Source organism: Aliinostoc maniaoense (genome assembly GCF_058172895.1).
Genome location: NZ_CP187952.1, coordinates 3,636,420 through 3,661,731, shown reverse-complemented (window position 1 = coordinate 3,661,731; position 25,312 = coordinate 3,636,420). Strand labels below are relative to the sequence as shown.

Below are 25,312 nucleotides of genomic sequence, written 5' to 3'. Positions count from 1 at the left end.
CCCGTAGGGTATTTTGAATTTTGAATTGGTATGACGGGATGTTTGTTTGGAAGGTATTTTTAGCAGTTGATAGCAACTCAAACTACTATGACTAAGTTTATCTTTGTAACTGGAGGTGTGGTTTCCAGTATTGGCAAGGGCATTGTAGCAGCAAGTCTGGGCCGTTTACTCAAATCACGAAATTATTCAGTGTCGATTTTAAAACTTGACCCCTATATTAATGTTGATCCAGGAACTATGAGTCCATTTCAACATGGGGAAGTGTTTGTCACCCAAGATGGTGCAGAAACCGATTTGGACTTGGGACATTACGAACGCTTTACCGACACTTTAATGTCAAGGCTCAACAGCGTCACTACAGGTTCAATTTATCAAGCGGTAATTACTAGTGAGCGTCGTGGTGACTATAATGGCGGCACTGTGCAAGTAATTCCCCATATTACTAATGAAATCAAAAAACGGATTTTATTAGTAGCTCAAGCTACAAATCCATCTGTGGTAATTACAGAAATTGGTGGAACTGTAGGAGATATTGAATCACTGCCATTTTTGGAAGCTATTCGTCAGTTACGCAAAGAGGTAGGACGGCAAAATGTGCTGTATATGCACGTTACCTTAGTACCTTATATTGCTTCGGCCGGGGAAATGAAAACCAAGCCGACACAGCACTCAGTTAAGGAACTCAGATCAATTGGCATTCAACCAGATATTTTAGTCTGTCGGAGCGATCGCCCGATTCCAATGGGACTAAAACAAAAAATGTCGGAATTTTGTGATGTGCCTGTAGGGTGCGTCATTACTTCCCAAGATGCCAACAGTATCTACGAAGTCCCCTTAACTCTAGAGCGGGAAGGACTAGCACAACAAGCCCTAGAATTGTTGCAAATGGAACAACGTCAGCCAAATCTAGTGCAGTGGCAAACAATGGTAGAAAGGCTGTACAGTCCTAAACACAGCGTAGAAATTGCCATTGTCGGTAAGTATGTCCGCTTAAGTGATGCGTATTTATCCGTAGTAGAAGCACTGCACCATGCTGCATTTGCAACTCATGGGGATTTACGTCTACGCTGGGTGAACTCCGAAGATTTGGAAACCCAACCAGCCGAAAAATATTTGGCGGGTGTAGATGGCGTACTTGTACCCGGAGGTTTTGGTACACGGGGAGTAGATGGCAAAATTGCCGCCATTAAATATGCCCGCGATCGCCAAATCCCCTTCCTCGGTTTATGCTTAGGAATGCAGTGTGCCGTCATCGAATGGGCGAGAAATGTCGCCGATTTAACAGGTGCTAACAGTGCAGAATTTGATCCCACTACCGATTATCCAGTTATTAACCTGCTACCAGACCAACAGGATGTAGTAGATTTAGGTGGCACAATGCGCTTAGGAGTCTACCCTTGTCATATTCTCCCCAATAGTTTGGCATTCAAACTTTATCAAGCAGAAACCATTGACGAACGCCATCGCCATCGCTACGAGTTTAATAACGCATATCGGCAGTTATTATTAGATTCTGGCTATGTTATCAGTGGAACTTCCCCTGACGGCAAGTTAGTCGAGATTGTAGAATTACCGCAACACCCATTTTTCATTGCGTGTCAATTCCACCCAGAATTTCAATCTCGTCCTAGCAACCCCCATCCTTTATTTAAAGGCTTTATGCAGGCTGCGATCGCTCGCAATCATCCCACTGCTAGCTTACAAACACCCGTAGAGGTATCTTAAACAACTCCCAATACCTTATAGTTAGCTAAAAGGGCATCTACCACCTAAAATTCCACATCCCTATGTGGACATTTTACACACACAACAACATTAACTTAGGAAGTCATAACATTTTGGATTTAAAATTGTGCAAAAAGTTACACTTGTGTATGAGAACTTTTTCCCATCTCACAATGATTTTGCCAATAAATGTTAGTAGACTTCATGGCATACAGGGTAAGCATCATTACATAAACTTGGGACTTGAGGAGATGTTGTGGCGTACTGGGTAAAAATTATTTATGAGAGGAAACAATATGTGATCAATTTTGACCGTGTTAATGCTTTTTGTTATGAAAAAAACGGCAGAGTCACCTTTTGGTTACCTGACAGTGCCATTCCCATTGTGATTAACCCCCAAAATAATCTAGAAGATTATCAACAAATTTTAGATTATCTAGATAAAGTAACTGGATTAGAAGTAGAAAATGCCTATTGGGTAAAAATTATTTACGAAAGAAACGAATATGTAATTAACCTTAATTGTATTAGTTCCTTCTGTCACGAACCCAATGGCAGGATAACCTTTTGGTTGCCTGATGGAACTATCCCCATTGTGATTAACCCCACAAGCAACCCAGATTCTTACAAAAAAGTCTTGCAATACGTCCACAAAACCACAGGCTATTCATTTTCTGCACAGTAAATGGGAATGGGGAATGGGGCATTGGGAATTGGGCATGGGGCATGGGGCATGGGGCATGGGGCATTGCTATTATCGTAATAAGTAATCGGTATTACTCATTACTCATTACTCATTACTCATTACTCATTACTCATTACTCATTACTCATTACTCATTACTCATTACTCATTTTCCCCCTGCCCGTTGCCATGCCAACTTAGCAGCACCTACCATCCCGGCTGAGTTACCTAATTGTGCTGGGAGAATTTCTAAACCTGCACGAGATGTTGGCATAACGCGCTGTTCAATTTCTGCCTTCATACTGGGGAAGAAAAACTCAAAGCTACCACTGACACCACCACCAATAATGATTGCTTCTGGTGTTAAAACATAAATCAAGCTAGTTAAACCAATACCTAAATATCTACCGTATTCTTGCCAAAATGCTAAAGCGTTGACATCTCCAACCTGCGCTAGCATTCCTAATTCTACAGGCTCTTTACCCGTCAGGCGACGAATGGCTTTCACTGAGGTGTATTGTTCTAAAGAGCCTAAATTACCACTTTTACACATCGGCCCATCAGGCTGGAGTGTAATTAAACCAAGTTCTCCGGCTGCACCTTGATGCCCCACAAACAAATTACCGTTGAGAATAATAGCACCGCCGACACCAGTACCCAAGGTTAACAGAATAAAATTTTGAAATTGACGACCTGCACCTAACCAAGCCTCAGCCACACCTGCACAATTAGCATCATTTTCAATAATAGTTGGCTTACCAATTTTAGCCTCTAACCAATCAGCTAGGGGGATATTCTGCCATCCTGGTAAATTAATGGCAATTTGAGCAATGCGTCCTTGAGCATCGGCTGGGCCAGGAGTACCCACACCAATAGCTATAGTTTGATTATCCGGGTCGATTTGCGCGATCGCATCCACCATGACAGCAAACACAGCCTCTGGTGTCGCCGGTTGGGGAGTGGCGACACTCAAAGATTGCAGACAACTACCATCTTGACTAAATCGCCCCAATTTAATCGCCGTTCCCCCCAAATCAACCCCAATTACTTGAGAATTTCCCACTTTCACATCCTCACACCACAAACTATCAGCTTTAACTAAGTTTTTAGCTGATTAAAACTTCCCATATTAGGGTAACTTATAGTCTGTGGGTAAGGTCTAATAGGACAAACTAGGAGTTTGATGCAGATAGGAGCGATCGCCTAGTTGTTTCAGGATAAAATCTGCTACATCTGCCCGTGAAATTTTCAGCTTTGAGGTGTTATCTGTACCGGGGAAGCCGTGGCGATACTGACCAATGCGCTTACCCTCGATAAAAGCTCCTGGACGCACAATAGTCCAGTCCAAACCGCTTTGTTTTACATACTCCTCTTGCTGTTCATGATCAGCAAACACATTCCGCAAGATCAAACCAAACATGATGTACTTCCAGTAGAAGTTGAGGCTGCCCCAACTGTCGCCTACGCCCAAAGTGGTTTGGCAGATCAACCGTTGAATACCCACTCGCTTCATTGCCTGGATGATATTTCTTGTTCCCTCTGAGCGGATATTTCCAGTGAGCTTTTGTCCAGAACCGAGGGTGCATACAACGGTGTCTTGTCCTTGCACCGCTTGTTCCACAGCTGAGAGATCCATCACATCTCCCTGAAACAAGATCAGATTGGGGTGCTGGATATCGAGTTTAGAAGGATTACGGGCAAAAGCTGTGACTGTATGACCTTGTGCTAGAGCCTGTTCCACCACTTGCTGACCTACACCACCAGTTGCGCCAAAAATTACGAGTTTCATACTGAAGTTTCCTAAGTAACAATATCTTCAGATTAGAAAAAAACTCAATTCTCAACTATTTGGTTCTTGCGTTACTTGTATCATCTTGCGGCTAATTTTGACAAAAAAAGGGAACGGGGAACGGGGAACAGTGGAGGCGTTATACCAATTTTGGATTTTGGATGAAAAGCCTAGTAGTTAGCCTATTACAGAATCTCGAAACAATATTAAGTAGAACGGTGTAAATAATTCAAGGTTGGTAGTGAGGACTTTAGTCCTCAACTAAGGACTGAAGTCCTTACTACAAAACGAATTTCCCAATTTTTACATTCCTTAATATAGTTTGGTTTTTTCGCACCGACTTACTTACCTATCCCAATTCGGTATTAGATGAGGATGTGAAACAGCATTAATTCCAGCCCTCTGATTTATCGGTGGGGTATTTAATTTTGAATTTTGAATTTTGAATTTTGAATTGGAACGTACCCCTTCGGGGAAGCGAGCTACGCGCAGCGTCTGTCTCCGACACGCTGCGCGAACGTAGAGAAGCGACTTGACTATGATTCGGTGTAAGGCATAGATTAGGGCAAAGCATACTGAGTTTCCATTATGCAAAATCTTGCTCTTGCACAAGCTGGCATGAATCGCCCATCTCATTTGTCTAGCCAAACGCAACACTCGGAGAATGTTCGGGTTGAACACCTTGAAAATCCGCCAGGAGAAGAAAATTGTTACGTGGAGGAGGCGCATACGCTGTTCGTATCCCTTGCACCGCGCCCAATTTATTATGTGCAGATTCAGGATGGCAAGACCTACATGGGGCTGTATCGTCAAGGAGATATGTTAATAACACCAGCCAATATACCCCTGTCGGTTCGATGGGAAGGGGAGGAAAATTGCTTGCAGGTTCAGCTTAAAGCTAAGTTTTTGCAAGATATTGCTAGAGAAACGCTTGATCAGGATTGCGATCGCGTCCAATTAATCCCTGAGTTTCAGCTTCATAATTCTCAAATTGAAGCGATCGCTATGATGCTCTTTACGGAATCGCAACAGCAAACATCTAATAACCGACTGTATCTAGATTCACTAGCAAACATTTTGGCTGTTAATCTTCTCCGGCATCATACAACGACAAAACCACAGTTACCCGTTTACGAGGGTGGCTTACCACCACGTCAATTGCAGCAAATTTTGGATTATGTTGATGCTCATTTAGATGAAGATATCAGACTAGAAAACCTAGCCCAATTGCTAGACATGAGTCAATTCCATTTCAGCCGTTTATTTAAGCAGTCTATTGGAGCATCTCCCTACCAATATTTAATTCAGCAACGAGTAGAACGAGCCAAGCAGTTATTAAAACAAACCAATCATTCAATTTTGGAAATTGCCTTAGATTGTGGGTTTAACAGCCACAGTCACTTAACCAAACAATTTCGGCAAGTTACAGGTATGACACCAAAAGCGTACAGAGTCAGTTAGGCAAAATACTCTTTTAGAGCGTGTATTCTTGTCTATACAGGCTTTTGATGTCTTTTTACTACATCCGCACAGGGGTAAGTCTAGTTTAATGTATCGGTATTTTTAGGAACGAATTTTAAATCAGTAGCAATACTGGGACTGAAACTAGATTGTTCCCGCCAAGCATTTACCGGCGCACCGTGTAAAATCCCCGCCAAAGCCACAGAAAGCATAAACCCACCAGCAGCCGCCGCAATTAAAGAAATGTTATCTTTCACTCTAATCTCTCAGTGTTTAATCAAGTATGTGTCCGATTCAAAACACCAAAATTCAAAAAACAATTTTGAATTTTGTTCGCCCTTGGCGTTCCCGCAGGGTATTTTGAATTTCCCATAAGGAGTTGACTATTTTCGGTTTCCATTTTCTCCCCGTAATCGAGGATTGACAAATTCATTTAACCCCTCACCTAGTAGTGATAACCCTACCACCATCAAAGTCATTGCCAAACCAGGGAAAAGGGTAGTCCACCAGACACCTGTCGGTAAGGCTTCTAGAGCTTGTTTTAAATCGTATCCCCATTCTGGGACTTCTTCGGGTAAACCTAACCCTAAAAAACCCAAACCACCTAATACTAAAATCGCATCGGCGGCGTTGAGGGTAAAAAGTACAGGTACGCTTTGAATGACGTTCAAAAACAGATACCGAGATAATACAATCCAAGTAGAAGCACCCATTGCTTGTGCCGCTTCAATAAAAACTTCTGTCTTGACACTGACCGTATGATTACGGACAACTCTGTAATATTGAGGGATGTATGCAATACTAATAGCGATCGCAGCATTTAATATTCCTCGCCCCACTACAAACGCCAGTGTCACCGAAAGCAAAAGCCCCGGTAAGGTGTAGATACTATCCATCAAAAACAGCAACACCTTATCTAACCTACCACCGAGGTAGCCACTCAACATCCCCAGAGGCACACCAACCACCATACTCAAAGCTGTAGCTAAAACCACCACCTGCAAAGCAGCCTGCGCGCCAAATATCGTCCGGGAAAAGACATCATGTCCTAAACGACTAGTACCAAACCAATATTTAGCAGATGGTGCTTCTTGTATGGGGTTCGAGAGAAATTCTCGAGGATTTTGTAACCATCCCCAAGCTTGCAGTACAGGCGCAAACAAAGCCAGAAAAATGAAGAATAAAGTCATCCCTAACCCAATAATCATTAATCTTTGGGAAAGAGTGGGATTTTTAGCAAAACTTATCCACCTTGGTAGATAACGTTTAGTAATGGTCATGAGCAACACAACAAGCAAAATATGCTGACCATTTTAATAGTGATTTGTCAACAGTCAACGATCAAAAATTGGGTGTGGGGGTGTGGGGGGTGTGGGGAGTGTGGGGAGTGTGGGGGTGTGGGGGTGTGGGGGTGTGGGGAGTGTGGGGAGACAAGGGAGACAAGGGAGACAAGGGAGAAAATCGCTAACACCCAATGCCCAATGCCCCATGCCCAATGCCCAATGCCCAATGCCCTAAAAATACTTCAACTGAATTTGAATATTGGTATTAGGCCCTGCTAAAACAAAAGCAGCTTCGCTAAACTTGGGTGCTTTGGTGCGAACTACGGGATTTCTGGAAAAACCAAAGCCTTCGATGGGCATACCTAAGTTATTTCGATTTAGGGTGCGATCGCTATTTTGATCGTGAATTACAGCAACGGCATAACTACCTGCTTTTAAATCCTCAAAGGTAAATTTTACGGGATTTTCGCTAATTTTACTACACTGATTGCTGACAACACGTTGGCGATCGCTCGGAAATCCTTGGCTACTAGCAAATAAATTCACGCAGATTTGCCCCTTTTGATTTTTCAAGCCATCAATTTCAACGGTGAGTTTACCGTTGAAATTGGCTTTAACACTTGATGTCCATACCAGGTTTCCTAGCACTGTCAGCACCATCATGCTAACTGTCATTTTTTTTAGCATAATATTCTTGGTTAAAATCACTACTATTAGCTAGTGCAGATTCATCCTGACATGAATCAATTGATTTCAGCAAGAGAATTGGAAACTGGGGAGAAAACCTAGTTAATGGCTATTGATGGGAATATGAATGATGAACTCAGCCCCTTTTCCTTCAGTGGATACACAATACATCTTTCCCTGGTGTTTTTCTACAATAATTTGATGACAGATAGATAGCCCTAATCCCGTACCTTTACCTACAGGTTTTGTTGTAAAAAATGGTTCAAATAATCGGTTTTTCACATCTTCAGGTATACCATTGCCATTATCAGCTATGCGAATCATGACTTGCTGATTATTAATATTTTCAGTACGAATCCGAATTTCTGGTTTAATTGATGGTTTCATGTTTTTTTCTAGGGACTCTTGCAACGCATCAATTGCATTAGCCAGAATATTCATAAATACCTGATTTAACAAACCAGGATAACAATCTACTAAAGGCAAATTTCCATATTCTTTAATAATGCTAATAGTTTGATTGTGTGTGTGATTTTGCAGGCGACTGCGTAAGATGATTAGCGCGCTATCAATACCTTCATGAATATCAACCGTTTTTCTATCAGATTCATCTAAACGGGAAAAATTTCTCAGGGAAAGGACAATTTGAGTAATGCGTTTGCAACCAAGCTGCATAGAGTTTAAAAGATGAGGTAAATCATCAATCATGAACTCTAATTCATTGTCAGCAATTGCATTGGTAATTTCATCTACTGGCTGGGGATAATGTTTTTGATATAAATTGATCATTGCCAGCAAGCTGTGACTGTAGTTAATCACATGAACAAGATTACCAGCAATAAAGTTAATAGGATTATTTACTTCATGGGCAATACCCGCTACCAACTGACCTAAAGCAGCCATTTTCTCATTTTGTAATAGTCGGCTATAGTTTTTCTTTAAGTCACGAAATCCAGCTTTGGCTAATTGTGATTGTTCTTCTACACGCTGAAGTTGAGCAAGAGTGAGAGCATGAATTTGAGAATGCGCTAAAAGTAACTGATGAAAATCAATGATGCTATAATTACCAGCTTGAAGTTTAATGAGAATTGGCTCATAAACAAGTTGAGGCGATCGCTGTAATGCTACCTGAGTTGCTTCTACAATGGTCATATCTTCATCAAATATGCACATCTCAGGTTGTAGGCAATTATACAGGTTTTCGATAGGACGCATGGAAAACAACCCTAAACTATAAGGGCGACTCATATACTCAAAGAATTGCTTTCGGGAAATCATCCCCACAAAATGCTGATTTTTAGTCAAGATAATTCCTGGTAATAATGCTTCTTGCTCAAAACTTTTAATTAGTCTGTTCCCTGGTAGATGTAGCTCACATTGAACTTCCCACGTTGGTAATTCTTTTAAAGTCGAATCTAATTGCAGGCCGATTTCATTACCATTGCTGATGCTATCAATAGCAAGCATAATCTCCATCCTTTTCCCTAGGTGTGGTATGGGTTGTTCAGCGCAAATCACAAGCAGCCAACATTATTGCTATACCTAGTTTTCCCAAAATGGAGTTACAAATCTTAATTATTGTGATGATAATAACCAAGCCCCAATGGGGCGGGTGTGGGATGTCTCACAAGTGTAGGTTTTTTACCAAGCAGTGAGTAATGACTGTCAGACTAACGAAAGAATCTAACCCCTACACCCCTACACCCTTACACCCCTACACCCTGTTTTTGACTAATTATTCAGAATCTTAAAAATCATCAGCTTTCTGAGGGTTTTGCCCGCAGGAGCGATCGCCAATCTGCTAAAGTTGATTCTGTCCACAGCCAATTATTGCTTAATTTATCAATTTGAAAATTTAAGGGATCTTTCTCTAAAACTCTTTGCCGTAATTTGATGGCTTCGTTAATATATCCAGTTCTTCTAGCCCCGGAAAATCTCTGTGCAGATTTATACAGTGCTAAAGCTAAACCAGCATCGGCAGTTAAAACATCATCTGGTACTTTTTTTTGAGAAAAGCTAGTTTCTCCTTCAACTCCTAAACTGGAAGCTTGAAACCATGAATTATTAGCCCGATTTAAGTCACCTTCAGCATAATAAGCAAAACCTAGAGCATTCTTATATAAAACCGATTTAGAATTAGCTTTAACGGCATTTTCCCAGTAACGACGGGCATCATCTACGCTATATTTTGTATTGCCTATTTGCAGAAATTGCCAGATTAATCGCCCTTTGAGAAAGTTTACTGATGCCCTTTGGGCTTGTTCGGGAGGGATTAAATTCAAGGCTGTTTCCGCAGGAGGTAAGACGTTACGATTTAGTAATTCTTCTACAGCTGCTAAACCTACTTCCAATTCACCTTGATTTAATTTTTCCGTAGCTAGAGTGGTCAGCATTGCTGTGGACATTTCTGCAATATCCGTTGGACTTTCGCTGGGACTGGATAAAGACTGGTTGGGGATAGGGGGAATGTCCCGTAAGAATGATTGGCGATTTTGCCACCACCAAGTTAAGGCTAACACAGTAGCGATCGCACCTGCCCCAATCATGGCTACAATTGACCACTTTTGCCGACGCTGACGTGTTCTTGAAGATAAAACACCTAAATTATGTAAATTTACTGGTAAGTTTTGACCAGGTGCATGATTATTTACAGGTACTATTCTGGGTGACTCTGTTTCTCTGGGTGCAGCCGCCATTGGTGTTTGTAACAAAGTATGGTCTGGTCTTGGCTGTCTGACTTCTTCTACTAGATCAGGTAGATTATTTCCAGGGGTTTGTTGATCTAGTTGGCGAAATATATCTGATACAAAGGCAGAATCTTCTGCATAGGTGGGATCATCATATTCAATTTCATCGACTAAATCACCCCAAGTATCCTCTCCTAACCAGTCTAAGCCAGATTGATCACGACTTAATCCAGAGGGAATCATCCCCTGAATTGGTACAGACATTTCCGCATCATCAACTATGGCAGCATAACTTGCTGTATTAGTTGGAGTTGCTGTCACAGGTGGACTATACTCCCCTAGGGAATCAGCACTTTCACCACCAGCTGTTTTGGGATACAGAAAACCATTAAATTCTGGCTGGAGATATAAAATTGGCAATGCCCAGTAAAGCTGGTGTGAACCATAGGCAGAAATTAATCCCTGACGAACTCGACTCACACATAAATCTACTGGATACCCTTGGCTGAGGTTGCGATAAAACAATTGGGTAAGAGTCAAAGCTACTTCATCAGGAATACGTTCTGACATAGCTAAAACGCTTTGAATGCCACGTTTAACTAAGCTTTCAGTCAGGTTACGTTCCCATGAGTCTTTGGGAATATCATTAGTCGCGGTGTATGTTCCCCAACAGGAGTTAAATACCGCCATTTTAATATTATTATTTACCAGCAAACCCGCTAAATCATCACCGCTCAGGGTTTCTGTTAAGCCAGTTCTGTTGCTGACTAGATAAATTTCCCCACCGTTGGGGCCTAAATTACTGTGGCCGGAGTAGTGGAGAACATGAAATTTTCCTTGTTCTAAAGCTTGGGTTAATTCTTCTCTACCCGGTTGGTCTAGCAAGGTGAGTTCAATTTCTGGGAGATAATGACCAACATCTAAAGTTCTGGGTAGCTGGCGATGTAGTTCGGCTTGTAGTCTGATTCCTTCTTGTTTGAGTAACTCTAAACTAGCTTGGTCTGTGGGGGATGCCAAGACCATCAACACCCTAATTGTAGTATCTTCAGCAATTTTAGTTCTATTGGCAGGTAAGCGGGAGGCTGGGGAAATGCCACTTTGGTAGCGAGAAAAAGCAATATAAGGGCCTGTTGCTAGGGGGCGATCGCCTGCGTGCATGACTTCCCACGGCAGACGTGCTAATCTATTATCCTTAAGCCCTAATCGTAGACGCAGTACCTGTTGTTGATTTTGGGCAATGCCTTGGGCAGTAATCCAACTATCTCGGAGAGTCCCTTGAAATATGGCATTATAAAGTTGCTGACCCAATGCCACTAAATTCACAGAGTTTTTTGCCATCGCACTCGAAGCGATCGCCTGCCCCTGTAATAATATCTTTAGCGGGTCATTCATCAAATGTCCAGCAGATATCAACCAATCAGCCACAGGCCAAGTCACTAGTTCTTCTGCCAAGGGGACTCCAGGCGCGACTTGTTCCGTCCGCACCAAGTAGTCATTCTGCCCTACTGGAGTCACGGAAATGTGAAATTCCTGGGTCACAACTGCTCCTGTTTGCCTGCTACATCTAATGTAAACTGATTGTTGCTGAAATTGAGTATTTTTGCTTTTTCCTCATTTATGACTTTATCCGGATTATTTGGCATCCATCCAGAACACTGTATTGGTAGATGCACCTTGATCTTCAACTCCCCTAGTTGGCTAACACCTGACTAGGGGTTTTTTCTATTACTTCATATATACTTAGTCTATTTCAAGAAAGCAAATAGGGCAAAATCTTTGAAAAAAACGGGGGTATAGGGGTATAGGGGTGTAAGGGTATAGGTCAAGAAAAAATTGTTTTTTTTAGTAAACCTAGTTTTACTAAGTTTAGGTAAGTATTTCAGAGCAGGAAGCGTAGGTACTTCACTAACTATTAAGTGCAGAAAGATGCTTGACCGAAAATCAATGGCGCGCAAGCCCCTAGATTCATCTATGGGGATAAGCGTCTAGGCGATTTTAATCGCCGTCCAACATGGTATGATTGGCATAGCTACATAAAAGAAAAGTAGCTCACCTACGTACTGCGAAAGCTCGGTTATTCGGACATCGGTAACTTGGTTAGTAGAGAGGATCGGGGTATTAAACATAAAAGTATCTGGGTTAATTCCCAGTAGTCGGGACGATGGCGTTCCCCACAGAGAAATCTGTGTAGCCCGTAAAATCGGCTCTGCCAAGGGCAGTGGAAACGTGGAAACCCTGCTTGTGGAAACATTTTTCGACCATGAGTATCAGGGAAGAATCCCCCAGCTTTTCATGAAAACGAGCGATAGCGTTGTTTTCATAGCTGTGGGGAGTACGTCAAATATGTTAAACTTGGTGAATACACCCTGATAACTAACTCCCCTGACTGGCTAACACCTGACTGGGGGCTTTTTTATTTAAATATTAAGTAGGGTGTGTTACGGCTGTGAAATGATTGAGATTTTTGAGTAAATAATATCTAGCCGTAACGCACCATATGATATTGCAACGTTACGCGTTGCTTTAACGCACCCTACAAATTTAAGTTTTACTTTATAAATCATTTCTGAGTCAATTTGAGAAATTGTCCTGAAATTACTTGGTAGAGATAGAACAATTAATTGGTAGATGCACCCTGATAACTAACTCCCCCTGTTGGCTAACACCTGACTGGGGGCTTTTTTTATGTTTAGTAACCAGTCATGAGTCAATTTGAGAAAATGTCCTGAAATTACTCGGTAGAGATAGAACAATTAATTGGTAGATGCACCCTGATAACTAACTCCCCCTGTTGGCTAACACCTGACTGGGGGCTTTTTTTATGTTTAGTAACCAGTCATGAGTCAATTTGAGAAAATGTCCTGAAATTACTCGGTAGAGATAGAACAATTAATTGGTAGATGCACCCTGATAACTAACTCCCTCTGTTGGCTAACACCTGACTGGGGGCTTTTTTTATGTTTAGTAACCAGTCATGAGTCAATTTGAGAAAATGTCCTGAAATTACTTGGTAGAGATAGAACAATTAATTGGTAGATGCACCCTGATAACTAACTCCCCCTGTTGGCTAACACCTGACTGGGGGCTTTTTTTATGTTTAGTAACCAGTCATGAGTCAATTTAAGAAATTGTCCTGAAATTACTCGGTAGAGATAGAACAATTAATTGGTAGATGCACCCTGATAACTAACTCCCCCTGTTGGCTAACACCTGACTGGGGGCTTTTTTTTATGTTTAGTAACCAGTCATGAGTCAATTTGAGAAAATGTCCTGAAATTACTCGGTAGAGATAGAACAATTAATTGGTAGATGCACCCTGATAACTAACTCCCCCTGTTGGCTAACACCTGACTGGGGGCTTTTTTTTATGTTTAGTAACCAGTCATGAGTCAATTTGAGAAAATGTCCTGAAATTACTCGGTAGAGATAGAACAATTAATTGGTAGATGCACCCTGATAACTAACTCCCCCTGTTGGCTAACACCTGACTGGGGGCTTTTTTTTATGTTTAGTAACCAGTCATGAGTCAATTTGAGAAAATGTCCTGAAATTACTTGGTAGAGATAGAACAATTAATTGGTAGATGCACCCTGATAACTAACTCCCCCTGTTGGCTAACACCTGACTGGGGGCTTTTTTTATGTTTAGTAACCAGTATGTCCAGCCATAACAAATTTATTTAGGACATACTGATTGCTTGTTGACAAAATTAACTACTTTGATGAATGTACCCTAATCAATAACTCCCCCAATTGACTGCCACTGACGAGAGCTTTTTTTTTGCAGACAAAAAAGCAACTCCATTTGTGACAATTCCTCCGGAATGTATTGTTTAATCCTAGAACAATTAATTGGTAGATGCACCCTGATAATTGACTCCCCTAGTTGGCTGCCACCACTAGGGGCTTTCTTTCATATAAATTACAGTCAATCTTTGCACAAATTTATCCTGAAGACTGAAATTTATTTTGAAACAATTAATTGGTAGATACACCTTGATAACTAACTTCCCTTCCCTGTATGTTCAGTCATCACGAGAGCATTTAGAGGTAGATGGTGTTGATTTGGTATGCTCTGATGATTGGTAGTTGCTTGGGGATACATTTTAGCTCAAGATTGGAGTTATATTGTAGCCCAGATCGTGTGTTATTGGTATGAATGTCACGGTCTGTTAACTATATTTTCTTGAGTCTCAGGAATTATAACTTATTTTTACACTGGCTAGGTGTAAATTTATGGCAGAGTCATTACATATATTATTTGGAATCAGTAATTTCAGAAAAGTTCCCATTGTGTGCTGTTGGTGACTTAATTTAGCTGTAGTTTCTTCTCGCCCTCATTTGTAGCGTTTGCATATACTTAAGTAAGTATAAGGTGAGAAGGAATCAGTTGGCGATCGCCCCATCATTCAGCTGTAAAACGCCTCATTTCCAGGCTAATTTACTGCTGCGAGATAGTATCCTTCCAGGCGATGTCTATATATTAGTTGAGAACTACTTATGATTTTTGTGCAGAGAGAGCATATCTGAATGCTTATGTCTCGATTTGCTCACAGTTGCAATTTGACACCCGTGATAGATCAATATGGCTAGGTCTAGAGGTATGCTTAAACTATATCGGCTATATCTAAAAGAGAAAAAAGCTACATGAGTTTAGCTGTAATTAAATTTTCTTCGGAAGAATGCGGGATCTGCCACAAGATGTCTTTTTATGACCAAAAAGTGGCTGAAGAACTAGGCTTACAATTTATTGATGTGAAAATGCAGGATACAGCGACTTATCGCAAATATCGCAAAATCCTGCTCACCCAGTATCCTGATAAATCGGAAATGGGATGGCCTACCTACATTATTTGTGATTCTCCAGAAGGTGAATTTCAAATCCTCGGTGAAGTCAAGGGGGGACATCCCAAAGGGGAATTTAGAACCCGTCTACAGCAAGTTCTCAATTCCACCGCTAGTCAGAATTAATCACCTCAAAGGATTTTACTTCTAGGACAGGGCCAATCATGGCAATAGTCATGATATCTTCGCGCACCTGTCCTTTAACTTGGGCTTTTTGCCCAGCTTTGAGTAGTTCTTTATCTGCACCCTTGAGAATTTCATAGGTAACACCTTCATCGGTGACTAATGCCCATGTACCCATGCCAAGTTCACGGCGTTGAATTGTGCCTGTAAGTGTAATACTCACGTTGCTGCCCTCCAAATTGAAAATTCAAACTTTGGCAATGAATGAACAGTGAACATTTAACTGTTTACTATTCTCACTTTTCACGGTATCTCGAAAACCCCTCTTCATAGAGCGAAGCTCTTCTCGTAGAGTACCTCTCCCCTACCAATGTAGAGACGTTTCATGAAACGTCTCTACATATTCCCCCTTCCCTGTCTCCGACACGCTGCACGAACGTAGGGCAAGGGGTTAGGGGGTTAGGTTTCACGTTAGCTTTTCCACATAACGTGAAAAGTCACGTTAACTGTTAACTGTTCATTGTTCACTGACTTAAGCCGTTTGTCCTTCGTTCTTCAATGCTAAACGTGCTAGGGCATAACAGAGTAAAGCGTTGGTTATGAGGAATATTCTGGCTAAGTTGTCACTACCTAAACCCCAGACTGCTGGGTCTAACACTGCACTGACTGTTAAACAAGCGGCTACACCTAGGGTAGAGCCAATGGCGAACCATTTCCAGGTGGGATGACCTAGTAGCAATGCCATTAACACAATTGGAATTAAGACACTGGCAAAAATCGGATTTAAAGCACCAGTTCCTTGTATGCTGTTGCCTAATTCTGGTAGGGAACTACCTAAAACTCGGAATGGCCACTGGGGTAAATCAAAGATATAGATACCTTTGAGGAAGAATAACCCCGAACTACCAAAAATTAGACCACTAGATAACGACCAACTCCAACTGAAGGGGAAGTAAACCCGCAAAAACCAAGCTAGCAGATAAGATCCAACTACCATCAGGATTTTTGGTAACAGTGCTATTGCGCCGCCATCTATCCAAAAACCTGGGTTGAGATAGCCGTTATCCCGTAACCACCTAAAGAAATCTTGAAAACTGATTTTTCCCTCAGTGGCTAGTTTGACGGCTGCTTCGGCGTTGAGTTGTCCAGCACCGTAATAATTTAAGCTATCGTCTTGAATAACTCGTGCTGACTGCTTGAGGACTTTTAAAATTTCCTCTGGTTCTTGGATGCCTTGCGCTTTAACTAAAGCTGCTACACCAGCAACGTGAGGGGAAGCCATGCTTGTACCTTGGAGTCCGAGAAACACGCCTTCGCCTTGTTCGTTGATAGTTTCTTGCAGAATTGTGCCGGCATCACTTCCACCAGGTGCGGAAATGTCAACACCAGCACCAAAGTTAGAATAGGGGGCTTTTTCGCCATTGGGGCCAAATGCTGAAACACCGATAACATTTGGATATCGGGCAGGATAGGAAGCAGAATTTTCATTTTCGTTACCGGCGGCGGCGATGATAACTACACCTTTGTTGTGGGCATAGTTAATGGCTTCTTTGAGGAGTTGACTTTCACCGCCACCCCCCAAGCTCATATTAATGACATCTGCACCTTTATCAGCCGCAAATTTAATAGCTTCGGCAATATCAGCAACAGTTCCACCACCATAGGCACTCAGCACTTTTAAGGGCATGAGTTTGGCTTCATAGGCAATTCCCGCTACGCCATATTTATTATTGGTGGCTTGGGCGATAGTACCAGCAACATGAGTACCGTGGCCGTTGTCATCGCTGGCTTCTTCTTTGTCGTTGACAAAATCGTAACCTTTAACGAATTTTGTTTCGTACAAGTCCCGGACTTTGGTAACACCTGTGTCAATGACGGCGACGGTTACGCCACTGCCTTTGGTTTGACTCCATGCACCTTCAACGCCAATTTGGTGAAGATTCCACTGTTTGCTGTAATATTCATCGTTGGGTGCATTTAATGAGGGTTGTACCTCTTGGCCGTCTTGGGGTCTTAATATTTCCCCTAGCCAGGTGGGTTTAGCCGTTGGCTCAATTAGCTTGTAGATATAATTCGGCTCGATAATTTCTGTCGCTTTAGCAAAGGGAGATTTCTTTAATTCTTTGAGTCTTTGGCGATCGCCTTTGATAATATACACATGATCTCGCGCTGAGAATTTATTATCTAACTGAGGAGTAACGTTGTATTGTTGCGCGATCGCTTGTAAATTTTGTTTGATCACCTCGGCTGGAATATCTTCCCGAAAATCTAACAAAATTGTCTGAAATTCGCCTTTAGCTGCTAGCCCTTGCCAATTCAAGAAACCAAATACAGCCGATACCAACCCGATGACAAACAAGCTTAATATTATAAGTCTTCTCATACCAACTCATCACCGCTTTTTGCCAGTTTGTTCACTACCATAACTTATCTATGTCCCTAGTTGGTGGACTTTGCAATTTAGTTAACTTTTTTTAGTTCAATCTTTGATGTAGGACTGTTTAATCAATGGAACGTGGTCTTTTATGGTTGCCTCTGTTAATAATATTTTTCTGGTTGGCTTGGCAAGGGTCGAAGGAGTATCAAAAAGTTGAAGCCTATCGCACTTGGGCAGAGCAATTTGATAGAGCCAAGTATGATATCTATGCGGTATTGGGTCAAAAAGATAACAATATTACTTGGGGTAAACCAACCGCCAAAGGATTAATTCAACTACAAACTTTTTCTTTAATTGATGTCCAAGAAATCAGACTTTTGGTAGATGGCAAAGTAGTAGATATTAATTCAATACCGGATAAGGGTCGTGCTATTGAGTTAGAGTTTATATTTAATGAACCCGGTAAATCAGTTAAAGTTCCTTTTACAGAAATCCCTTTAGCAGCAGAATGGGGTAAATTTTTGCAAGGAGCATTGCAAAATAAGTAGCTTGGCAATAAGGCAGGGGGCAGAGAGCAGGGAGCAGGGGGAAAAGGGTTTTATCCTTGTTTACTTTTCTTTATACAGTTTGGTTTTATTCTGCCTACCTACTTATAGAGGTTGATAGTTAACAGTTGCCATTTTCTTATCGGAATACTCATTACTCATTACTCATTACTTATAGGGATTCCTATTTAAGTGAGGTACAGAAATAATGTTTTTAAACGCGGAGGGGCGCAAAGGAAAACGCAGAGGGGCGCGGAGATTGACCAATTTTATCAGTGCTGTACTCAGTACCTTAGGAGAGTAATAAACGCTATATTACTCATTACTCATTACTCATTACTCACTACCATTTTTCTGCCCAATAGACAATTTCTGAAGCCGAACTATTAATAGCTACACCATAACTTTTACCATGATTCCATTTAAATCCAGGTGTGCCTTTATCTTCAGCATTTAATACTAATATTTCATAAGAAGGGGGAAAAGATTCACTGCGAGAATCGCTAGTATAGAACAAAGTAGTTGGTACACCGTTAGGGAAATTAGCGTGGTCGTTACTGTCACCACCAAGATATTTATGTTTTGCCGATTTTCTGTATTGTGTGAGTAACTTTTGAATCTCTGATGGTGATTGTTTAAATCTCACTTGAAAGAAAACACTTCCTTGTAAAACTCCAGGAGAATAGGCAATCCGTATATTCTCGCTATCTTTCGGTATTTCCGTAGGGAAATGTTTAATTTCATCTTGACTTAACCAAAGTTGATGGCGGATTTCCCGATAACGGGATGTATCGGTAATGACTTGCTCAGAGCTACTGCTGAAGGCTCTTTTGAGGAAGAAACTCCCGCCGACAACGCCAACACTGCCTAGGGAGAATAAAACTATCATCGTGAATCTGACAAAGTGCGATCGCTTCATAGCGTTGGGTAGCTTCTCACATCTATAGCTATATACCCAACTACTAAACTAGATTCGTAATATTTCGGAGATGGATCTTGATATTTTGATGAAATCTTTGTGTAATCAGGGAAAATACGAAGTTACGGTAAAATTTTTATGAAGCTGGAATTAGGGATGGGGCATGGGGTTGAGTTAGTTATGTTTCAGTATTTTAAGTATATTTAGCCATTAATCATTGCCAAAACCCTAATTTCGTTAAGAAAATAACGTTTTAAACGATATCCGTAAATTTGCTGTAGTAAACTACATCTAAGACCAATTATTCAAATTAGACTACAAACACCTACTCACAAAAGTCCATCTCTATCTAATTTTTCTTAATTACGTTAGCGTAGCGGGGCGCAGCCCATTACAAATTACGTAGCTTGCTTCCCGTAGGGAATTACGAATTACGTTAGCGGAGCGGGGCGTTAGCCCATTACGAATTACGAATTAGCTAATATCACTGTGAAAAAGATATTGATTTTATCAGCGAATCCCACAAATACCAGTCGCTTGCGCTTAGATAAAGAAGTACAGCAAATTCAATTAGGATTGGAACGTTGTAAAAACCGAGATCAGTTTGAAATTATTTCTAGATGGGCAGTGCGTCCTGAAGATTTGCAACGGGCATTTTTAGATTATGAACCGCAAATTGTCCATTTCGCTGGACATGGTGCTGGTGATGAAGGGTTAGTGTTAGAAAATGACGCTGGAGAGTGGCAACTTGTCAGCACAGAAGCACTGGCTAATCTATTTGGTTTATGCAAAGAAAACATAGAATGTGTACTATTAAATGCTTGTTATAGTGAGGTGCAAGCGGAGGCAATTTGTCAACACATTGGCTGTGTGATAGGCATGAATCAGAAAATTGGGGATTTAGCCGCCATTAAATTTGCTGTGGGATTTTATGATGCTTTGGGTGCAAACAAATCCTATGAAGATGCTTATAAATTTGGTTGTAATTTAATTGACCTTAACAGTATTCCCGAATCTTCTACACCAGTTCTGAAAAGTCGAAATAATCAAATTTCAACGACTCAGACAACGCCAGTTATAACTTTAGAAATTCCAGAGGGACAAGTCCCTTTAGATTCAGCTTTTTATGTAGAACGTCCGCCAATTGAAAGCGACTGTTATCAACAAATTCTGCAACCTAGTGCTTTAATTCGGATTAAAGCTCCTCGACAAATGGGCAAAAGTTCCTTAATGTCGCGGATTCTTCACCATGCTAGTAAAAACGGCTGTCAATATACTTCTATTAATCTCCAGTCAGCAGATGCAGAATTTTTGGGCAATTTGGATCTGTTTTTACAGTGGTTCTGCGCCACTATTACTGATAACTTAAATCTGCCAGAGAAGATAAATGACTTTTGGAAAGGGGTTTTGGGAAGTAAGAATAAGTGTACAAATTACTTCCAAAGATATTTGTTAGCTGAAATTGATTGCCCCTTGGCTTTGGGTTTAGATGAAGTAGATGAAATTTTCAAACATCCCCAAATTGCTACAGATTTTTTCGGGTTGTTGCGGGCTTGGCATGAGCGTGCTAAAAATGACCCAGCTTGGAAAAAACTCAGGTTAGTAATTGTGCATTCTAAAGAAGTGTACATTCCTCTCAATATTAATCAGTCGCCTTTTAATGTGGGTTTTCCTGTGGATTTACCAGAGTTAAATCAACAACAAGTGCAGTATTTATTGCAGCTACACAGACTCACTTGGTCTAATACACAAGTGGAACAGTTAATGATGTTAATGGGTGGACATCCTTATTTAGTGAGAGTCGCACTGTATGAAATTGCGCGGGGGAGAATGACTTTAAATCAACTTGAAGAAATCGCACCCACAGAAGCTGGCCCCTATAATGACCATTTGCGCCGCCATTTATTGAATATACAAGAGGATACCGAATTATTAGCAGCATTAAAACAAGTTGTGTCAGCAGATGATCCTGTGGATGTGGGAACAACAGCAGCGTTTAAACTCCGTAGTATGGGCTTAGTGAAGTTTCAAGGGAACAAAGTTATGCCATTGTGTAATTTATATCAACAATATTTTAGCGATCGCCTGAAGGTTAATTCGTAATTCGTAATAGGTTAACCAAGATCAGTAGGTTGGGTTGACGTAAGGAAACCCAACACCAAGATAGAAGTTAACCATTCAATATCTATGTTGGGTTGCGCTGCGCTTAACCCAACCTACATTGCTCCTAATTTTGAATTTTGTAGCTTGCTTCCCGTAGGGTATTTTGAATTTTGAATTTTTATGTATCAAGTCGGTGGTAGCCTTCCCGCAGATGCGCCAACTTATGTTAAGCGTCAAGCTGATGATGATTTATATGCAGGCTTGAAAGCTGGACAATTTTGTTATGTTCTCAACTCGCGGCAGATGGGGAAATCTAGCTTGCGGGTGCAGGTGATGAAACGCTTGCAGGATGAGGGGTTTGCTTGTGCGACGGTTGATATTACTTCTATTGGAACGGTAGATATTACACCGGAACAATGGTATGCAGGTGTAATTGATACGTTGGTGGGGTATTTTAATCTTTATACTGATTTTGATTTAGAAACTTGGTGGCATGAAAATAATTTACTTTCACCTGTGCAGCGTTTTAGTAAGTTTATAGACACAGTTTTACTAACAAAAATCACAGGAAATATTGTAATTTTTATTGATGAAATTGATAGTATTTTAAGTCTTGATTTTAATTTAGATGACTTTTTTGCCCTGATTCGAGATTGTTATAACAGACGAGCAGATTATCCTGAATATTATCGCATTACTTTTGCTTTAATTGGCGTTTCTACTCCCTCAGATTTGATTCAAGATAAAGGACGCACACCTTTTAATATTGGTAGAGCAATTGATTTAACGGGTTTTGAGTTAGATGAGGCTCAACCTTTGGCGCAGGGTTTGGCGACACTGGGGAATCCCCAAGAGGTGATGGCGGTTGTGTTGGCGTGGACGGGGGGACAGCCGTTTTTGACGCAGAAGGTTTGTAATTTGTTGGTATTGGAGGCAGGGGGCAGGGGGCAGGGAGCAGGGAGCAGGGGGCAGGGGGCAGGGAGCAGGGGGCAGGGAGCAGGGGAAGATGAGGGGGAATTGAAAATTGCGGGGTTGGTGGAAGGTGTTGTTAGACAGCGAATTATTGACAACTGGGAAGGACAAGATGAGCCGGAGCATTTAAAAACTATCCGCGACAGAATTATGCGGGGTGGGGAACAGCGCACCGGGCGACTTTTAGGCTTATATCAGCAAATTGTGCAACAGGGTGAAATAATTGCTGATGATAGTTATGACCAAATGATGCTGCGGTTGACTGGGTTGGTGGTGCGGCGAGATGGGAAGTTGCAAATTTATAACCGCATCTATGCAGAAGTATTTCAAGCAGAATGGTGTAACAATATTTTAGCTCGGTTGCGTCCCTATTCTGTTGCTTTTAATGCTTGGGTGGCTTCTGATTATCAAGATGAATCCCGGTTGTTGCGGGGGCAAACTTTACAAGAGGCTCTGAATTGGCGCATTGGTAAAAGTTTAACTGATGTCGATGACCGATTTTTAGATGCTAGTCAGGAATTGGAAAAGCGCGACCTCAAAAAAAGTCTGGAAGCAGAGGAACAGGCAAAAAAAGTTTTAGCAGAGGCGAACCGCAAAGCTCAAAGACAAATATATATTGGTTATGTAGTTCTTGGCTTCGCTGTGTTAGGAGCAGTTGCATTATTTATAATTTCTCAAAAGAGTATTAGAGAAGCACAACTAGCGATAAATAGAGAGATAAAAGCAACCAACGATGCAAAAATTGCTAAAGATGATTTAAAAAAAGTCAAAGCAGAAAGCGATAAAATTCGTAGAGAAAGCCTAAAGATATTTGAACAAATTTCAAAAGCCAAAAATGATTTAAAAAATGCCATTTCTAAACAGAAGCAGGCAGAGTTAAGGGAACGTCAGGCACAAAATAATTTTGTTCTTACACAGTATCAACTAAAATCTGCAAACCAACAAGTTGCAATTGAGAAGGAAAAAGCATTTCAAGCTAGGGAAGAACGCAAAAATGCACAAATAGCGGTAGAGCAAGCAAAAAAAGAAATACGAAATGCAGAGCTATCTCTTAGAAATGCAGAAGCTTCGGTCAGGCTAGCTCGACAAGGTGCGGAGTTAGAACGAGAGAGTATTGTAACCCTAGCAAGATTTGAAGTAGATAGAGTAGGAGCTTTGCTATCAGTAACAAAATATGCACATAATTTAAGAGCCTTAGTAGAGAAAAACAATTTGTCACAAGGAGTAGAATATCCTACGGAAACCATAGGATTGGCTTTGCAATTAGTCCTGAAGAATATGCCGCAAGTATTGGGGCATAATTATGCCGTTAAAAGTGCAAATTTTAGTGATGATGGTAAACGTATTGTTACCACTTCATCTGATAAAATCGCTAGAGTTTGGGATGTAAGTACAGGTAGAGAAATATTAAAACTTAATGGTAATGATGGAGTTGTACTAAATGCAAATTTTAGCCATGATGGTAAACGTATTGTTACGGCTTCATCTGATAAAACTGCTAGGGTTTGGGATGCAGCTACAGGTAGAGAAATATTAAGACTTAATGGTCATAATGGGGTTCTACTAAATGCAAATTTTAGCCATGATGGTAAACGCATTGTTACGGCTTCATCTGATAAAACTGCTAGGATTTGGAATGCAACTACAGGTAAGGAAATATTAAGGCTTAATGGTCATAATGGGGTAGTTTGGAGTGCAAGTTTTAGCCCAGATAGTAAGCAAGTACTTACGGCTTCATCTGATAAAACTGCTAAAGTTTGGGATGCAAATACGGGTAAAGAGATATCATCTCTTGATAAACATATTGGAGTAGTTTGGAGCGCAAATTTTAGTGCAGATGGAAACCGCATTGTTACGGCTTCATCTGATAAAACTGCTAGGGTTTGGGATGCAAATACACGTAAAGAGATATTAGTTCTTGATGGACATAGAGGTATTGTATGGAATGCCAATTTTAGTAGAGATGGGCAACAAATTCTGAGTAATTCTTCTGATGGAACTGCTAAAATATGGGACACCAATAGCAATCGAGAAATTAATAGTATAGAAATCAATAATAACATTATTTGGAATGCAGTTTTTAATCCTGTAAATAACCAAATTCTTACAGCTTTATCTGATAAAACTGTAAGAATTTGGTCAAATAATAATAATGTTATCTCCCAATATTTGGAAATTGTTAATAATGGGGCAAAGCCAGAAGATAATGCTCAGGATAAAATATTGAAAAACAGATATGATCTAAATAAATTACTTAGTCAAAGCTGTAGGTGGTTGCAAATTTATTTGCCATACAATAATCTTGGGAAAGATGTGAATATTAATCAATCTCTCTGGGAAGAAGCTAAAAATATTTGCAATTTTACTTCAGTCAAAGCACCATCTGAATCAATAAACATGGCAGGACGGAAATCCTTAAAAAGTTCTGTAGTGGTGATTGATCCTGGACATGGGCTGCCACCAGATATAGGTTCTAAAGGTCTTCTTACAGAAGAAGATGTAATTTTACCAATTAGCAAAAAGTTAGCTGAAATTCTAGAGAAACGTGGTGTTTCTGTAGTGTTAACCCGCAATTATGACAATGAATATACAGCAGATAGTGTCCGTGAGAGCCTGGTATATAGAAGACAAATGGCTGAACGCTTGAGTGCTAATTTATTTGTTAGTATTCACGCTAATGCTTTTAATGGAAAAGCAAACGGTATAGAGATATTTGCAAACTCAACTCAAAATAGACGAATAGCTGAGGTAATTCTGAAGAAAATTGTTGAGGTTAGTGGTTTACGCAGTAGAGGTGTCAAAAGTGGAATCAATTTTGGTGTTTTTCAAGAGCTTTCCATGCCAGGTATTTTAATAGAAACAGGTTTTATCGATAATGAAAACGATGTGGCAATTTTGAAAAATCCAGATTCACAGAATAAAATAGCTGAAGCGATCGCTAACGGTATTATTGAGTACCTACAGCAAAAAGAGTAATTTATATCGATGTTTATGAGGTAGAGCAACTGATTGAAAAAAGTAATGAGTAAGAAATTTACTTGCTACTCATTACTCATTACTCATTACTCATTACTCATTACTCATTACTCATTACTCATTACTCATTACTCATT

The 25,312-nt window shown here is 40.7% G+C and carries 18 protein-coding genes; 8 read left to right on the top strand and 10 right to left on the bottom strand.

All coding sequences use genetic code 11. The features are described 5' to 3' along the window. Window positions 1-87 precede the first annotated feature (87 nt). Together pyrG and ACPZ3T_RS15980 are read left to right on the top strand one after the other, a co-directional pair. Window positions 88-1,725, top strand: coding sequence for a CTP synthase (gene pyrG / locus ACPZ3T_RS15985; RefSeq protein ID WP_490270468.1), 1,638 nt, complete (start codon window positions 88-90; stop codon window positions 1,723-1,725). A gap of 256 nt (window positions 1,726-1,981) precedes the next feature. Next, complete coding sequence (locus ACPZ3T_RS15980; protein ID WP_490270467.1) at window positions 1,982-2,410, top strand: hypothetical protein; 429 nt, start codon at window positions 1,982-1,984, stop codon at window positions 2,408-2,410. A 165-nt stretch (window positions 2,411-2,575) separates the two neighbouring features. Here ACPZ3T_RS15980 and ACPZ3T_RS15975 read toward each other — a convergent pair whose 3' ends face one another. Beyond that, on the bottom strand, window positions 2,576-3,472 hold the full coding sequence (locus tag ACPZ3T_RS15975) for an ROK family protein (RefSeq protein ID WP_490270466.1): 897 nt from the start codon (window positions 3,470-3,472) through the stop codon (window positions 2,576-2,578). Window positions 3,473-3,568: 96 nt separating this feature from the next. Next, window positions 3,569-4,198: an NAD(P)-dependent oxidoreductase gene (locus ACPZ3T_RS15970; protein ID WP_490270465.1), complete on the bottom strand. Its 630-nt coding sequence runs from the start codon at window positions 4,196-4,198 to the stop codon at window positions 3,569-3,571. A 588-nt stretch (window positions 4,199-4,786) separates the two neighbouring features. Between ACPZ3T_RS15970 and ACPZ3T_RS15965 the strand changes: the two genes are divergently transcribed. Then, window positions 4,787-5,659, top strand: coding sequence for a helix-turn-helix domain-containing protein (locus ACPZ3T_RS15965; RefSeq protein ID WP_490270464.1), 873 nt, complete (start codon window positions 4,787-4,789; stop codon window positions 5,657-5,659). Window positions 5,660-5,739: 80 nt separating this feature from the next. On the opposite strand, the gene ACPZ3T_RS15960 is transcribed toward ACPZ3T_RS15965, so the two are convergent. Both ACPZ3T_RS15960 and ACPZ3T_RS15955 read right to left on the bottom strand, forming a co-directional pair. Next, window positions 5,740-5,916 (bottom strand): hypothetical protein, encoded by a 177-nt coding sequence (locus tag ACPZ3T_RS15960; protein WP_490270463.1) that lies wholly within the window; start codon window positions 5,914-5,916, stop codon window positions 5,740-5,742. 126 nt (window positions 5,917-6,042) lie between these two features. Then, window positions 6,043-6,939 (bottom strand): ABC transporter permease, encoded by an 897-nt coding sequence (locus ACPZ3T_RS15955; protein WP_490270462.1) that lies wholly within the window; start codon window positions 6,937-6,939, stop codon window positions 6,043-6,045. 115 nt (window positions 6,940-7,054) lie between these two features. On the opposite strand from ACPZ3T_RS15955, the gene ACPZ3T_RS15950 reads away from it, so the two are divergent. Next, complete coding sequence (locus tag ACPZ3T_RS15950; RefSeq protein ID WP_490270461.1) at window positions 7,055-7,177, top strand: histidine kinase; 123 nt, start codon at window positions 7,055-7,057, stop codon at window positions 7,175-7,177. On the opposite strand, the gene ACPZ3T_RS15945 is transcribed toward ACPZ3T_RS15950, so the two are convergent. The 3 genes from ACPZ3T_RS15945 to hetF all read right to left on the bottom strand — a co-directional run bounded on the left by ACPZ3T_RS15945 (window position 7,174) and on the right by hetF (window position 11,855). After that, window positions 7,174-7,629 carry a DUF2141 domain-containing protein gene (locus ACPZ3T_RS15945; protein WP_490270460.1) on the bottom strand — a complete coding sequence of 152 codons (456 nt, stop codon included), beginning with the start codon at window positions 7,627-7,629 and terminating at the stop codon, window positions 7,174-7,176. The two genes, ACPZ3T_RS15950 and ACPZ3T_RS15945, sit on opposite strands and share 4 nt — an antisense overlap. 102 nt (window positions 7,630-7,731) lie before the next feature. Then, entirely contained in the window at window positions 7,732-9,096 is a 1,365-nt protein-coding gene (locus tag ACPZ3T_RS15940; RefSeq protein ID WP_490270459.1) for an ATP-binding protein, read from the bottom strand. Between the two features lie 290 nt (window positions 9,097-9,386). After that, entirely contained in the window at window positions 9,387-11,855 is a 2,469-nt protein-coding gene (hetF, locus tag ACPZ3T_RS15935) for a cell division protein HetF (protein ID WP_490270458.1), read from the bottom strand. A gap of 3,107 nt (window positions 11,856-14,962) precedes the next feature. On the opposite strand from hetF, the gene ACPZ3T_RS15930 reads away from it, so the two are divergent. Then, the gene (locus tag ACPZ3T_RS15930) at window positions 14,963-15,286 is read left to right on the top strand and encodes a thioredoxin family protein (protein WP_490270457.1); all 324 of its coding nucleotides are present in this window, start codon (window positions 14,963-14,965) and stop codon (window positions 15,284-15,286) included. On the opposite strand, the gene ACPZ3T_RS15925 is transcribed toward ACPZ3T_RS15930, so the two are convergent. Both ACPZ3T_RS15925 and ACPZ3T_RS15920 read right to left on the bottom strand, forming a co-directional pair. Then, window positions 15,273-15,506 carry a hypothetical protein gene (locus tag ACPZ3T_RS15925; protein ID WP_490270456.1) on the bottom strand — a complete coding sequence of 78 codons (234 nt, stop codon included), beginning with the start codon at window positions 15,504-15,506 and terminating at the stop codon, window positions 15,273-15,275. The genes ACPZ3T_RS15930 and ACPZ3T_RS15925 overlap by 14 nt on opposite strands. 309 nt (window positions 15,507-15,815) lie before the next feature. Beyond that, a complete protein-coding gene (locus ACPZ3T_RS15920) occupies window positions 15,816-17,666 on the bottom strand; it encodes a S8 family peptidase (RefSeq protein WP_490270455.1) in 1,851 nt (616 codons plus the stop codon). 125 nt (window positions 17,667-17,791) lie between these two features. On the opposite strand from ACPZ3T_RS15920, the gene ACPZ3T_RS15915 reads away from it, so the two are divergent. Continuing rightward, entirely contained in the window at window positions 17,792-18,208 is a 417-nt protein-coding gene (locus ACPZ3T_RS15915; RefSeq protein ID WP_490270454.1) for a hypothetical protein, read from the top strand. A 340-nt stretch (window positions 18,209-18,548) separates the two neighbouring features. On the opposite strand, the gene ACPZ3T_RS15910 is transcribed toward ACPZ3T_RS15915, so the two are convergent. Next, complete coding sequence (locus ACPZ3T_RS15910) at window positions 18,549-19,124, bottom strand: hypothetical protein (RefSeq protein ID WP_490270453.1); 576 nt, start codon at window positions 19,122-19,124, stop codon at window positions 18,549-18,551. A gap of 489 nt (window positions 19,125-19,613) precedes the next feature. Between ACPZ3T_RS15910 and ACPZ3T_RS15905 the strand changes: the two genes are divergently transcribed. Both ACPZ3T_RS15905 and ACPZ3T_RS15900 read left to right on the top strand, forming a co-directional pair. Beyond that, a complete protein-coding gene (locus tag ACPZ3T_RS15905) occupies window positions 19,614-21,227 on the top strand; it encodes an AAA-like domain-containing protein (RefSeq protein WP_490270452.1) in 1,614 nt (537 codons plus the stop codon). Between the two features lie 180 nt (window positions 21,228-21,407). Then, window positions 21,408-25,175, top strand: coding sequence for an N-acetylmuramoyl-L-alanine amidase (locus ACPZ3T_RS15900; RefSeq protein ID WP_490270451.1), 3,768 nt, complete (start codon window positions 21,408-21,410; stop codon window positions 25,173-25,175). The last annotated feature ends 137 nt before the right edge of the window (window positions 25,176-25,312 follow it).